The organism is Halomonas sp. V046 (assembly GCF_052645355.1).
The window spans coordinates 95,766-109,247 of sequence record NZ_JBQXYF010000007.1; the positions used below are offsets into that span (position 1 = coordinate 95,766).

Below are 13,482 nucleotides of genomic sequence, written 5' to 3' on the forward strand. Positions count from 1 at the left end.
AAGGTGGGCGTGGTGAGCCGTTTCACCGCGGATGCAGTCTGTCATAGGGTGCTGGCCTCGGGGCGTGAAGGTGGCGACGTCGCGATACACTCGGCGTCGATTTCGGCGATGCCCGAGAGGCTCGTCGGGGGGAGAGATGCCTCGTCGCGACCGGGTGCCAGCTGCACGTGGCAGCGCTCGTTCGCCGAAACATGGACCACGAGACGGGCGTCACGCGGCAGGTCTCTGGCCAGCCACATGCCCCCGGCGCCGACGACACCAAGGCGGCGTCCCTGGTCGTCGAAGACCTCGGACCCCATGGGTACGCCGCGGCCGGCAAGGGTCAACACCACCAGTGTTGGGGTGCCGGTGCGGGTAGGGTAGTGGAGCGCTACCACGGCGCCGGCATAGGGCACCACACGGCGCGTGGTGGTGAGAAATTCGACCCGTTCGGAGGCACCTTGGGGATCGAGAACGACGACGTTCTCGTGGTAGGGCGAGAGAAAGGGAAGCAGCGCATAGCCGGCATCATCGATGGTGACATTGAGCGCATTGGTGGTGCCGGCGCCGTGGCCTCCTTCGGCCTGGAGCAGGCCGACGGTATCGCCGGTCGTCGGACCGAAGGTGATGCCGCCGGAGTGCACCAGGAAGGCGCCATTGGCGCCGAGCGATGCCTGCCGATAGTCGGCGCTTTTCGAGCCAGAGGCGCTGAATTGGCCGATCGCCGTCGACGTCGAGACGCTGCCGCCCAGGGTCTCGCTGCGAGCATCCGGGGAATCGGCGATGTTGGCGTAGAGGCCATAGGAGAGGTTGCGCGTCTCGCCAAGCGTGCCCGATACGGCGACATTGACGTCCTGCTGGCCGTCATTGTCGTGACTGGCCGAGACCGATAGTCGTGGGGCGAAGGCGGTGTTGCCAAGGGGCAGGGAGACGCTCATCAGCAGCTGAAGGTCATCGTCATTGTCGTCGTCGCCGGGGGTCTGGGTGCGGGCCAAAGACAGGTTGTAGCTCAGGCGGCCGAGGCTGTTGCTGTACCCCAACTGGTAGCTGTTTCGTGTCCCGCGGCGGTGCCAGTAGTCGGAGAGGCTGGCGCTGGCCGTCAGGCTACCCAGATTCCCCAGGCGCTGGCTGAGATTGAGCTGCAGGTTATTGCGCCGATCGATGCCGGCATGGGCGTCCAGATCGAATTCGCGTTGATCGCTGCGATCACGAAGGTAGGCGGCGTCTCGCAGGGACAGATACTGGGAGGTGGAGTAGCGATAGGCGGCGAGATTGACATCGGTATCGGTACTGGAGAGATGGCGGCTATAGCTCGCGCGCAGATTCCAGCCCGCGGCGGTGGCATCGGAGAGCTTTGCGTGAGCGTAGGCGGCATCGAGTCCAACGGCGCCGATGGGCGTATTGAGTGCCGCCCCGACGAGCGGTGAGGCGTAGTCGTCGGCGTACTGGATGCCGCCGTAGGCGGTTAGCCGGTTGCCGAGCCCGCGTCGGTAGCTCGCTTCGATCACCTTCGGCTTGTCATCGAGCCCCGCGCTATTGAGTCGGCCGGCCGCCAGGGACACGCGGACCTGACCGGGCCGCAGCAGGTTGGGTATTGCGGCGTAGGGCACATCGAATTGACGCTGTTCACCATCGGCTTCCAGCACCGTGACGGTGAGATCGCCGCCGTAGCCGGTGGGGTAAAGGTCGGTGATGGCGAAGGGCCCCGGGGGCACGGTCGTCTCCAGCAGCAGCAGCTCATGTTGGGTGATGCGGACGCGGGCGTTGGTTCGTGCCGTTCCGCGGACGATCGGGGCATAGCCGCGCTGGCTGTCCGGCAGCATGCGCGGGTCGCTGCGCAGCGTCGCGCCACGCACCGCAATGGCGTCGAACAGATCGCCCTGGGTGTGGACATCGCCTAGCTGCAGCAGTAGGCCTTGCGAGGCTATCGGGCGCTGGACGTAGTGGCGCGACGTCTCCCAGTCGATGGCGCTGTCTTCTTGCCAGGAGGCCGTCACGTCGCTGCGGTACTGCCAGAGCCCCAGATTGGCGCCGAAGCTCATGCCGAGAAAGCCGCTACGATAGCGCTCGCCATCGATGTCCGCCTGGTAGCCATTGACGGAGTAGTTGGCCAGCAGCGCGGTGGTGCCGGGGTCCCATTGGGCGAGCGATGTGGCGCCGCGAGGCGAGTGTGGCAGCGCGGCCTGGGGCACATTGAGTCGTAGGCTCAGGTCCGCCAGATCCAGCGCTGCCGAGGCATCGGGGCTGATATCTCCGGCCGCTATACGGCAGTGGGTCAAGGCCTCGTCGAAGGCCGCGTCGAGCACCGGCGCTGGCGCCTTGCTTGCCCTGGCGCAGTGCCGTTTCACGGCCGCACGCGCGTTGGTTCCGAGCTGGCCGAGGATCAGGCTGGCGGGCAGGGTGATGCGCTGCGCGCCGCCCCGATCGCCAGCATCGCCTGGCTCACCGACCTCGACGGAGGCGCGCTCGAGGAGCCGCCCGTTGAGCCAGACGTCCAGTGCATACTCGCCGGGAGTGATGTAGCCGGCATCGGAGAAGCGCGAGATGTCCAGGCTGGGGTCTTCCAGGAAGGCGCGATTGAAGCGCACGGGCTTGGTCTCGGCGTGGTCGTTGGCGTGGGCATCATGGGTCAGGGCGATGCCAAGAACGACCATCAGGCTCGCGGCGATTTGCCTCGACAGATGCTGTCCGCGTGAGACCGGTAGAGCAGAGAAGGCCTCGGTCTGCTGGCTGATCGCTGTGCTCATGGCGTTTATCGGTCCCCGATCAGCGGGGGGTGAGCTCGGCGTCCAGACTGACCAAGGCGCCGTAGTCGTTGACGCTGGCGAAGGTGAACGGGCCCGCCAGGGGGCCAAGTTCGGCCGGAATCCCCCATTGCTGTCGGGAGTGAGGCGCTACGGTATCCAGGGACATGCGGTGCGTCTTGCCGGCGACTTGCCAGCGCAGCTCCGCCAGCGAGACGTAGTAGGCGGTGGGGTTGTCGCAGAGGATGCCGGGGCGGCCATCGAGACTGCTGCGGTACCATCGCAAGCGCGTGGCGGCGTCGGCTGCGCCGCTGTCCAGCGACTCGGGACGGTAAATGACCTTGAGGCGGCTAAGAATGCCGAATTGGAGATAGTTTTCGCCATCGCTGGCATCCGGTGCCGGCGGCACCTCCTTGATGTTCAGCCAGTGCAGCGACTCCTGCTCGGCGTTTGGCAATGGCCGGATCTTGCGTATCCGCAGTGACTGGCCCTTGCCGGGGTCGAGACGAAAAATCGTCGGCATGACCAGGTAGGGTGATACCGCATCCCGGGCGGGTCTTGTACCATCGAATTCGTCTATCCATGCCTGAATCAGCACCGGGCTACCGTCATTGTTTTCGAGCCGAAGAGTCTGCTCGCGCGCGCGCTCTGGATAGATGATACGGGTACCGTTGATGGTGATGCTGGCGTAGGAAGCACCAGGCATGAGCAGCGTCAGTGATAAAAATAATGCGGGAAGCGACGACAATTTCATGGCAATGGCATCGAGGGTAACTAGCGATTCAAGGATGTCGGGTATCACGTCTCGGGCAACTGTTCATCGCGCTTACTGTAGAAGGCCGGATCCGACGCTGAAAAATAGTGAGGTGCCAAGGGGGGGCCGGTGAGCAAGGGCGTGGGTCCCCCGACGGCCTCGGTCAGTGGTAGACGAGCTCGACGGTGCCTGAGGCATTGACAGAGCCCGCCGTCACCGCCGCCGCAGTGGCTTGGTACCAGGCTGTCAGCGGAATGATCGTTTTGGCATCGCCGGCGAGCATTGCGACCGCCGGCGTGCTGTCGTTGTCGGCCGCCTTGACCAGCCCGTCGTTGGCGTCGTAGACGGCGATGCCGACATTGGTCGCGGTGCTTGCCGCGTCGAGCTTGAATAGGCCGGTAGCCGGGTCGACCTGGGTTCCATCACCCACAAACCGTATCGAGACGGTATTGTCGGCGCCGCCGGTAACGGGCGTACATGTCAGGGGAATAGTGAACGCCTTCTGGCCGGCGCGACTACCGGCGCCGGAAAAGGCGCTGGTCGAAACTGTCGGCAAGGAAACGGTGGTTTCGCTGGTAGGGATGGTGCAGTTTGCAGCGACAATCTTCCCCGTGAATTTGATGGTTCCATCGGAAGATTCCGCGAATGTAGAAAGAAGTGATGTGGCCGCAATGGCTAGCAGGGTGAGTGTGAGTTTCTTCTTTATCATCATGGATGTCTCCAGTTTTATAGGCCGTAATTTCTTTGTTAAGTTCGTTTTTTGTGCATCTTTTTGTGGGTCTTTACATGGTCAAGATACGGTGCGTAACGATGCCTGTAGGGAGAAGACTATCTCCTATTAGGGGGAGGTGATTGATCTCGGTCATGTTATAGGGGGGATGTAATCCCCATGGTTTCGCTGCGGCAAAGAGGTATGACGATGATGTTTTTCGTTCTGGCCGGGCATCTTGAATAGAGGACCGTGCCGAAAGGAGATAGGCTCGGCGTCTGACCAGGATGTTGCGGTTCACTCAGCCAGGAACTTCTTTGTTCTGGCGGTGTGGCAGCTATGCTGGCCGCGACTTTGGGCCGGTAGACGTCGGCCGAAGGGGGATGAGGCGTGGCGCCGAAGATGCCGAACGCCGTCGTCGGGTGCTGGTGCGAAGATCGAGAGTGCCGATCGGCTTTCCCGTTGGAGGTAGAACATCAGCGAGCGGGCTTGCTCTGTACCGTCAGGCGTGCGGCGCACGCAAGGCGTCGGCAGGGAGAATAGGAAGAGAAGGCGACGAGGAAGTAGGCGGAACTCGCTGGCCTTCTTCGCTATGCTATGTCGAGCACTTACAGGATGAGACCCCATGACCTCTGTACTTTCGATTCGCCCGCGTTGGCTGTTGCTGGCCGGTTTGCTGCTGTTGAGTGGCTGCGGTTCGCTCCCTTCTCTGGAGGGGCGCAGTGAGACCCACCATCTGCCGCTCGAGCAAGCCCGCGATACGGCACTCGGTGAAATGATCGCGCCGCGTCTCGCCGAGCATCCGGGCAAGAGCGGTATTCATTCCTTGCGCAATGCCCATGACGCCTTCGCCGCTCGGCTGCTGCTGGCGCGTGCCGCCGAACAGACGCTGGACGTGCAGTACTACATCTGGCATGACGACATCACCGGATCGATGCTCTTCAAGGCCATGCTCGACGCCGCCAATCGTGGGGTGAGGGTGCGCATCTTGCTCGATGACACCAACACGGCCGGGCTCGATGACAAGATTGCGGCGCTCGATGCGCATCCCGGTATCGAGGTGCGGTTGTTCAACCCGTTCGTGGTGCGTTCTCCCAGAGTGCTGGGTTATGTGACCGATTTCTCCCGCGCCAACCGGCGCATGCACAACAAGTCCCTGACCGCGGACAACCAGGCCACCATTATCGGCGGTCGCAACATCGGCGATGAGTACTTCGGTGCCGGCGACGACGTGATGTTCGCGGATCTCGATGTGTTGGCCTTCGGTCCAGTGGTCCAGCAGGTCTCCAAGGACTTCGACCTGTACTGGGCGAGCCAGTCGTCGTACCCGGCCAGTCGCATGATCGACTCCGTAGGGCGCGCGGGCCTCGCCGCCATCGAAGACGGCGCAGCCATGGCAATGGCGTCGCCGGAGTCGCTGGACTATCGTCAGGCGCTGGAGGAGAGCAACCTGATCGGTGCGCTGCGCGATGGCTCGCTCGGGCTCGAATGGGCCAACGCCATGATGGTCAGCGATGATCCCGCCAAGGGTCTAGGGCAGGCCTCCGATGAGGATCTGCTCACTGGGCGTATTCGCGGCCTGCTCGGTCCACCGCGAGAGTCGGTACTGCTGGTATCGCCGTATTTTGTGCCGGTGGAAAAGGGCACGCGAATGTTTGCCGATCTGGAGGCACGCGGGGTAGAGGTCACCATTCTGACCAACGCGCTGGAAGCCACCGATGTGGCGGCGGTTCATGCGGGCTACGCCAAGCGGCGCCGTGACTTGCTTGAGGCCGGTGTGCGTCTGTTCGAGCTCAAGCGTGCGCCCGACGCACCGGGGCGTAGCCAGAGTGCCGGGCCCTTCGGCAGCTCCGGGGCCAGCCTGCACGCCAAGACCTTCGCCGTGGACGGCGATCGGCTGTTCGTCGGCTCGTTCAACTTCGATCCGCGCTCGGCACGGCTCAACACCGAGCTGGGGTTCATCATCGAGAGCCCTGCCATGGCGCAACAGATGGAAGAGGTGTTCAACACCGACGTGCTGGACAATGCCTATGAGGTCAAGCTGGACGACGATGGCGGCATGTATTGGCTGGAGCGCACACCCGAGGGCACGGTGCGCTACGACGGTGAACCCAACGTCGGCATCTTTCGACGCGCGGCGGTGTCGTTCATTTCGATTCTACCGGTGGAATGGATGCTCTAGCAGCGTCGCTGACGGCTCGCTCGCCTTGACCCAAGAGGCCGGCCCGCGTGAGCGGACCGGCCTCTTGGGGGTGAGTGAGCCCGGCCCGAGTGGCCGTGTTGATGACCGTGGGGCCGGGCGATGGCGATCTACTCGCCTGGCGTGTCCTGCCCGGGGCCAAAGGCATCGAAGACCTCTTGCCCCGTCATGCGCTGGGTGTCGTTGCCGAAATGGTACCAAGGCGGCTTTTCGTCGATGAAGATCTCGCTATCGAGGGTCCAGGCCTCGCCCTGGTCCACGAGGCCGGCGGGCACCGCGTAGTGGTCCCCCGACGTCAGTCGGTAGAACAGGTGGGTGCCGCAGTGGCGGCAGAAGGCCCGCTCGGCCCAGTCGGATGAGGCGTAGTACACCACCGCCTTGTCACCATCGATACTGACGCGACGCACGGACTCCAGGGCCAGTAAAGGGCCGCCACCCCAGGTACGGCACATGCGGCAATGGCAGGCGGCGACATTTTGCTTCTCGATCTCGACGCTCAGACCCACCGCACCGCACAGGCAGCGGCCCTTGAGCGCCATGGCATTGTCCATGAGCATTCCCTCGTGCCCCGTGGGGCTAGGCCGCTGCCCCGGGGCGAGGGCAGTCGGCCTGTCGGTGTTGGATGGGGGGCACGATCTGGCGTCGCACCCTGGCTGAACTCTGCCCCCTCACCCCAATTGCGTCAACACCGCCTCGGCGCTGGAGGCTTCGATCACGCCGCGTTCGGTATCCACGCCCAGATAGGCGACGACACCATCATCGACGATCATGGCATAGCGCTGGCTGCGCACCCCCATGCCCGCGGCGCTGGCATCCTTGTCCATGCCGATGGCCCTGGTGAACTCGGCGTTGCCATCGGCCAGCATGGTCATCGCCTCGGCGTTCTGGTGGCTCTGCCAGGCGCCCAGCACGAAGGCGTCGTTGACGGCGAGACAGGCTAGTGTATCGGCCTTCTCCAGAAGCTTGTCGGCATTGACCACGAAACCGGGCATGTGCGTGTTCGAACAGCCCGGGGTAAAGGCGCCGGGAACGGCGAACAGCACGACCTTCTTGCCCGCAAACAGCTCGTGGGTGGAGATCGGTTCGGGTCCCTTTTCGCCATTGGTGTGCAGGGCGATATCGGGGATACGGTCGCCGACGGCAATCGTCATGAAACACTCCTTCTCGGTGGGGTCTGTTTGGGTGAGAGCCGCTCGGGGCAAACTCGTTCAGTGAAAACTACTAGGGGGCTAAGGCCATTTCGGTGTCGCGCCGGCGGCCGACAGATCGTGAACTCGGTTCATTCGTCGTCACGCGGCGGCGTGGGGCGAATCAATATCTCGTTGACGTCCACGTGGGGCGGCTGTGACAGCGCATAGACCACGGCATTGGCGATGTCCTTGTCTTCCAGTGCGACGTCGGGAGGCTCATCGAAAAACGGGGTGTTGACCACGCCAGGCTCGATCAGGGTCACGCGAATACCGCTGCCGCGCAGCTCCTCCCGCAGATTGTAGCCGATGCCGGTCACCGCCCACTTGGTGGCGCCGTACATGGAGCCAGGAATCGTGGCTCGACCGGCGGCAGAGCCGGTTAGCAGGACATGCCCACGGCTGCGGCGCAGGGCGGCCAGGGTCACCTGGATGGTCAGGCCGAGCCCATAGACGTTGGTCAGCAGCATCTGCTTCCAGGCCTCGGGGTCGGCTTCGCTGAAGCCACCCGGTGAGCCTCCGCGGCCGGCATTGGCGAAGACGGCATCGAGGCGCCCGAAGCGCTCGAGGGCTTGTTCGACCATGGCCTTTTGAGCATCGATGTCGGCCACATCCACGTTGACCGTGAGCACGTTCTCGGGGCCAAGTTCCTGGGCGATGGCCTTGAGGTTGTCCGCGGAGCGCGCGGCCAATACCAGCTTGTAGCCCTGGCGAGCGGCCGAGCGAGCCGTGGCGGCGCCAATGCCGCTCGTCGCTCCGGTGATCAGCAACACGCGATCGTGCATCTTCGGCCTCCTGGAGTCGGGTGTCGAGGTGGCTAACGCCACGCATCAATGCGTCATTCAGCATGGTACTTACGGCCTACTCCTGCAACGTCAGAGCAGGGGGCGGCGATGGGAGGCCGGTAAGGGAGAAGGCCAGAGGAGGGGCGCGACGATGGTGGATGCGGGCTCGGTGCTGCGGTGGTCAAGGCAGAGGCTCGGTGCCGCGTTGGGCAAGGCAGAGGCTCGGTGCCGCGTTGGGCAAGGGAAGGGCTCGGTGATGCGGTGTCCAAGGCGGAGGAGCGGTGATGTGCGGATAAGGGCGCCCGGTGCTGGTAGAAAGACGCGGGAGCTGGGTCGAGATGAGAGGGAGCCCGGCGCTTGGCCGAGCCCTCGGGCCTTCCTTGGCTCAGTGTGGCGCCGCGCTACCCGGCACTTTCTGGGGTGGCGGTCCTCGCCTTGGCCTGGGGGCGGGTGAGCGTTCGCCCGCCCCCAGGCGGTTGCGGGAGGTCCGAGGCCATCGTCGCGATACCATTGCGCTCAGCGCAGCGACAGGGCCGCTCCCCCCTGGTCGCCGGCCGCCTCGCGATAGGCACTGGCTTCTTCGGCCTCGACTTCAGGCGAGAAGCGCACTACCAGCGCGCACAGCGAGGCGAGAATGACCGCGACGCCGAGGTAGAAGAGCCCCTCTTGATAGGTCAGCGCCTCGGAGCGGAACAGAAAGCCCGCGGCCACCGCACCGGCGTTGCCGCCCGCACCGACGATGCCGGCCACGGCGCCGAGGGCACGCTTGTTGATGAACGGCACCACGCCGAAGGTAGCGCCTTCGGCCATCTGCACGAACAGGCTGAAGACCAGCATGATGCCAATGGCCAGTGTCAGCACGTGCATCTGGGAGAAGAACATCAGTGCAACGCCTTCACACAGCATCGCGATGAATAGCCAGCGCACGCGCCCCTTGAGCCCACTGCGGCTGGCGAACAGGTCCGAGAAGACCCCGCCCATGGTGCGGGCGAAGATGTTCATCAGGCCGAACAGACCGGCGATCATGCCGGCGGTGGCCAGCGTCAGGTCGAAGTTGTCGAAGAAGTAGATGGCGGCGATGTTGTTAATGGTCAGTTCGACGCCGAAGCAGGCGGCGTAGACCACGAACAGGGCCCAGACGCGGATGTCGCGGGCGGCGGCACCGAAGGTCTTGCTCATGCTCGCCTCGCCCGAGGCCTCGGCCAACTGGCCCTTGGCGCGCAGGTCCTTGAAGTTGCCGTCTGGCGCATCCTGGGTGAAGAAGTAGTAGCAGATACCGGTGACGAACAACACGATGCCCGGCACGACCATCGCCAGGCGCCAGCCCAGGGTTTCGCTGACCCCGAGCATCAGAAGGCCCGCGAAGATCAGCGGCATCAGGATCTGGGTGGTACCACCACCGAGGTTGCCCCAGCCGGCCGAGGTGGCGTTGGCCGTGCCGACGACGTTGGGCGCGAACATGATGGAGGTGTGGTACTGGGTGATGACGAAGGAGGCACCGATGGCGCCGATGGCCAGGCGCGCCATGAAGAATGACTCGAAGCTATCGGCGAAGCCAATGCACATCACCGGCAGCGAGCCAAGGCACAGCAGCCAGGTATAGGCCAGGCGCGGCCCGATCTTGTCGCACAAGACACCGATGGCGAGGCGCACGATCACGGTGATCGCGACCGAGGCGATGATGGTGTTGCCGATCTGGGTCTTGGTCAGGCCAAGATCGTCGCGCACGACTGCCATTAACGGCGCGATGCCGAACCAGCCAAAGAAGCAGATATGGAAGGCGAACCAGGAGAAGTGGAAGGCTCGCATTTGCGGGGTATTGAAGGTGAACAGGCGAATCCTGTTGGCCTTGTGGCGGATATCCATGGGGTAACCCTCGACGATTGACGGTCGAACACTCGAACTTGTTTGGCCTTCGCCGTTGAAGGTCGGGTCCGACGCACTCGTACCCCGCAGGGCCTGGTCCACGTCTGGCGCTCACTGCCAATGATAAGGCATGTACCTTGCCATCTTTTTTTAAAGTTTTTAATAACAGACTGTTATAATTTTTCTAGGTAGATTGGCTTCGGTAAAAGATCACGTTGCGTTGCACCAACGTGCATGCGGGGCGGGGCGATGCGCCGAGATGGTGCCGCGTCGTTCGGGGCGGTGCTGCGGCGAGGGAGACGGCGAATGCCGGGGTGAGATGACATCACGGGCAGTCCTGGGCCCTTGCCCTGGGTCTGGGGGCTATGGCGTTGTTCGGGCTTGGCGTCGGCGGGTCGCCAAAACGCCCCATTGCGGTGGGACAATGGGCAGTGGGGCGGGAGTTTCCAGCGTCATAGATTGGGCGTCCGGCGTCGAGCCTCTCATTGCGGCTGTCGGTTCATCGCCAAGCGATGCGCATCGGTCGGGCAGCGCAAGAAGGCTGAGTCTTCCAGCCAGGTTTGATCCGGGTAGTAGGTGAAGACGTACTGGTTGTCCTTGATGCTGTCGATCAGCGGGATGGCGATCTCCGAGCGCACGGCTGGGCAGCCGTAACTACGACCTATGCGGCCGTTCTGCTCGATGAACTCTTCGCTGACATAGTCGGCGCCGTGGATCACGATGGCTCGGTCATAAGCGTTGTCGTTGACGCCGGGCTCCATCCCCTGGAGGCGTAGCGAGTAGCCGTTCGAGCCTTCGTAGCTGTTCAGGGTGCGGAACAGGCCGATGCTCGACTGGTGGCTGTCGGGGATGTTGGAGAACATGGTTGCCATTTCGTCACCGGATCCCTCGCCGTGGGAGACGAGTTCACGGAACATGAGCCTTTGCTGTTTCAGGTCGAAGACCCACATGCGTGGCTCATTGGAGGACAGCGAGAAGTCGATCACCGCCAATCGATCGGCCCCGGGGTCGGCGCAATTCAGCGCCCGGGCGGCGAGTCGCAGTACGCCGGGGTTGGCTCGGGGAGCCAGGCGCGCCAGGACCTGATCCAGGCTCGGGCGCGACAGGTGGTCCGGGGGCACCGCCTGACTGAAGAAGGTATCGGCGGTGGCGGGAGCCGCAAAAGCGGCAACCAGGGAGGCCAGCAGGGGGGCGAACAGCAGGGGCAGGGGTCGTGACATCAGTAGGCTTCCTGTCGACGATGTCGCAGGCCAGGCGCTCCTCTTGCCGATGGCGGCGACACCGCGGCCTGGGCAATGACGAGGGGCTGTCCTCGCGCACAGCAAACGAAGATAACGACGCTCGCAAACGCGTTACGTCAATACGCACTATTATGACCATAAGAGTCAGGATGACCAGTGATAAGGTCAATTTGCAGGGAGATAACGTCATGATTGATACAAGGTTCGTATCTGGGACCATGCGTCGGTGCGTCATGCTTGCCGCGCTGGGCGCGTGCCTGTCGGCCGGGCCGAGTATGGCGGCGCCCAATGTCGAGGTCGGTGCTGGTCAGGACGCGGCATCGACAGCGGTCGCGCCGGGCACCGCGGCGAGGGTCGTCACCGATGCCGCCAATGTGTCCACCGGTGAGGTCAGCGTCGAGCGCCAACTCGATGGGGGGAAAGACCTCGCCCAGGCGCCGCTTGGTGCCGAGTTGCTCGACTCCTCCGATCGCATCACGCGTTTCTATGCCTTGCGCGGCCAGCGGCCGGTGTGGACAGACGCGGCGCGTGTCGATGCCCTGGTGGCGGCGCTGGAGGCCCTCGACGCCGATGGCCTCAATCCGCGGGACTATCGCCCGGAGGCGATTGCCGCCAGCGCACGCGTGGCGCTCGGCGAAGGCGCGTCCGGCGAGGCGCGTGATCGCTTCGAGCGTGATACCACCGGCACGCTGTTTACCGCCCTGACCCATCTGCAGCGTGGCAAGGTCGATCCGCAGCGCATCGACAGCGACTGGGAAGTGCCCATCGATCCGGCGTCCTTCGATCTGGTGGCCATGTCCCAGGCGTTGGACGATGGCGATGTGAACGCCGCCATGGACCTGGCGCGACCGCCCTTTGAACCCTACCAGCAGCTGCGTGCTGGACTGGCACGCTATCGCAACATCGAGCGCCTGGGCGGCTGGCCGCAGTTGCCGGCACGCGAGGAAGCACTGCGTCCGGGAGACGTCGATGCCGATGTGGCGCTGTTGCGTCAGCGTCTGGCGATGATCGGTGAGCTCGAGGTGATGGCGGCCGACGTCGACCATTACCCCAGCATCGACCTCAAGGCCCCCCATGCCGAGGCCTACGATGAGGCACTGGAGGCGGCGGTGAAGCGCTTCCAGCGCAGCCACCTGCTCACCGATGACGGCGTCATCGGGCCGAATACCCGCTCGGCGCTGAACATGACGGTCGCTCAGCGTATCGATCAGATTCGCGCCAACATGGAGCGTGCTCGCTGGTTGCTTCATGGGCTGCCCGAGTCCTTCGTGCTGGTCGACATCGCCGGCTACCGAGTCATTTACTTCCGCCCTGGCGGAGACGTATGGCGCTCGCGCATCGTGGTCGGACAGCCCTACCGCCGCACCCCGACGCTGCGCTCGGAGATCACCCACCTGACGCTGAATCCGACCTGGACGGTGCCGCCGACCATCTATCGCGAGGATATCCTGCCCAAGGTGCGCAACAATCCGGGCTATCTCGCCAGTCGCGGCCTCTATCCGCTGTCGTCGTCCGGCCAGCGGCTGGATCCGGCCTCGGTCAACTGGTCGAATCCGCGTGGCGTGATGCTGCGACAGGGGGCAGGCCCGAGCAATCCGCTGGGGCGGGTGGTGATTCGCTTCCCCAATGACCATCTGGTGTATCTGCATGACACGCCGTCTCGGGGCCTGTTCAATCGAGCTCAGCGAGCGCTCAGCTCCGGTTGCATTCGCGTCGAGGGCGTCGCCGAGCTGGCCCAGCTGTTGTTCGATGATTCCGGCACCAATGCCAGCGTCAGCCGTCTGATCGCTGCGGGTGACACTCGCAACGTCAGTCTCAAGCAGCGTATTCCGGTGGTGTTGAATTACTGGACCGTGCAGCCGGAGAGTGGCGGAGAGCTCGCCTTCCGCCCGGATATCTACAACCGCGATAGCGACCTGGTTGCCGCACTGAATGCCCCCGCAGTGCTCCAGTCCGGCGCACCGGCGGCGCCGTGAGGGCCGCACCACTCAGGCCCTCAACCGCTGCGCTTGGCATC

General features: G+C 64.0%; 10 protein-coding genes. 2 read left to right on the forward strand and 8 right to left on the reverse strand.

The features are described from left to right. Positions 1 to 41: 41 nt before the first annotated feature. From ACUN9Y_RS10990 to ACUN9Y_RS11000, 3 genes are all read right to left on the reverse strand, one after another. Entirely contained in the window at positions 42 to 2,726 is a 2,685-nt protein-coding gene (locus ACUN9Y_RS10990) for a fimbria/pilus outer membrane usher protein (RefSeq protein ID WP_445460756.1), read from the reverse strand. Between the two features lie 19 nt (positions 2,727 to 2,745). Further along, the gene (locus tag ACUN9Y_RS10995) at positions 2,746 to 3,429 is read right to left on the reverse strand and encodes a fimbrial biogenesis chaperone (RefSeq protein ID WP_445460757.1); all 684 of its coding nucleotides are present in this window, start codon (positions 3,427 to 3,429) and stop codon (positions 2,746 to 2,748) included. A 211-nt stretch (positions 3,430 to 3,640) separates the two neighbouring features. Then, positions 3,641 to 4,189 (reverse strand): fimbrial protein, encoded by a 549-nt coding sequence (locus ACUN9Y_RS11000; protein WP_445460758.1) that lies wholly within the window; start codon positions 4,187 to 4,189, stop codon positions 3,641 to 3,643. A gap of 622 nt (positions 4,190 to 4,811) precedes the next feature. Between ACUN9Y_RS11000 and ACUN9Y_RS11005 the strand changes: the two genes are divergently transcribed. Continuing rightward, positions 4,812 to 6,368, forward strand: a complete 1,557-nt coding sequence (locus tag ACUN9Y_RS11005) for a phospholipase D family protein (protein WP_445460759.1) — start codon at positions 4,812 to 4,814, stop codon at positions 6,366 to 6,368. 128 nt (positions 6,369 to 6,496) lie between these two features. Here ACUN9Y_RS11005 and ACUN9Y_RS11010 read toward each other — a convergent pair whose 3' ends face one another. From ACUN9Y_RS11010 to ACUN9Y_RS11030, 5 genes are all read right to left on the reverse strand, one after another. After that, a complete protein-coding gene (locus tag ACUN9Y_RS11010) occupies positions 6,497 to 6,937 on the reverse strand; it encodes a GFA family protein (protein WP_445460760.1) in 441 nt (146 codons plus the stop codon). A 117-nt stretch (positions 6,938 to 7,054) separates the two neighbouring features. Next, positions 7,055 to 7,537, reverse strand: coding sequence for a peroxiredoxin (locus ACUN9Y_RS11015; RefSeq protein WP_445460761.1), 483 nt, complete (start codon positions 7,535 to 7,537; stop codon positions 7,055 to 7,057). Between the two features lie 128 nt (positions 7,538 to 7,665). Next, positions 7,666 to 8,358 (reverse strand): SDR family oxidoreductase, encoded by a 693-nt coding sequence (locus ACUN9Y_RS11020; protein ID WP_445460762.1) that lies wholly within the window; start codon positions 8,356 to 8,358, stop codon positions 7,666 to 7,668. Positions 8,359 to 8,874: 516 nt separating this feature from the next. Further along, on the reverse strand, positions 8,875 to 10,224 hold the full coding sequence (locus ACUN9Y_RS11025; protein WP_445460763.1) for an MFS transporter: 1,350 nt from the start codon (positions 10,222 to 10,224) through the stop codon (positions 8,875 to 8,877). Positions 10,225 to 10,706: 482 nt separating this feature from the next. After that, entirely contained in the window at positions 10,707 to 11,444 is a 738-nt protein-coding gene (locus ACUN9Y_RS11030) for a murein L,D-transpeptidase catalytic domain family protein (RefSeq protein ID WP_445460764.1), read from the reverse strand. Between the two features lie 209 nt (positions 11,445 to 11,653). Between ACUN9Y_RS11030 and ACUN9Y_RS11035 the strand changes: the two genes are divergently transcribed. Then, complete coding sequence (locus ACUN9Y_RS11035) at positions 11,654 to 13,441, forward strand: L,D-transpeptidase family protein (RefSeq protein ID WP_445460765.1); 1,788 nt, start codon at positions 11,654 to 11,656, stop codon at positions 13,439 to 13,441. Positions 13,442 to 13,482 lie beyond the last annotated feature (41 nt).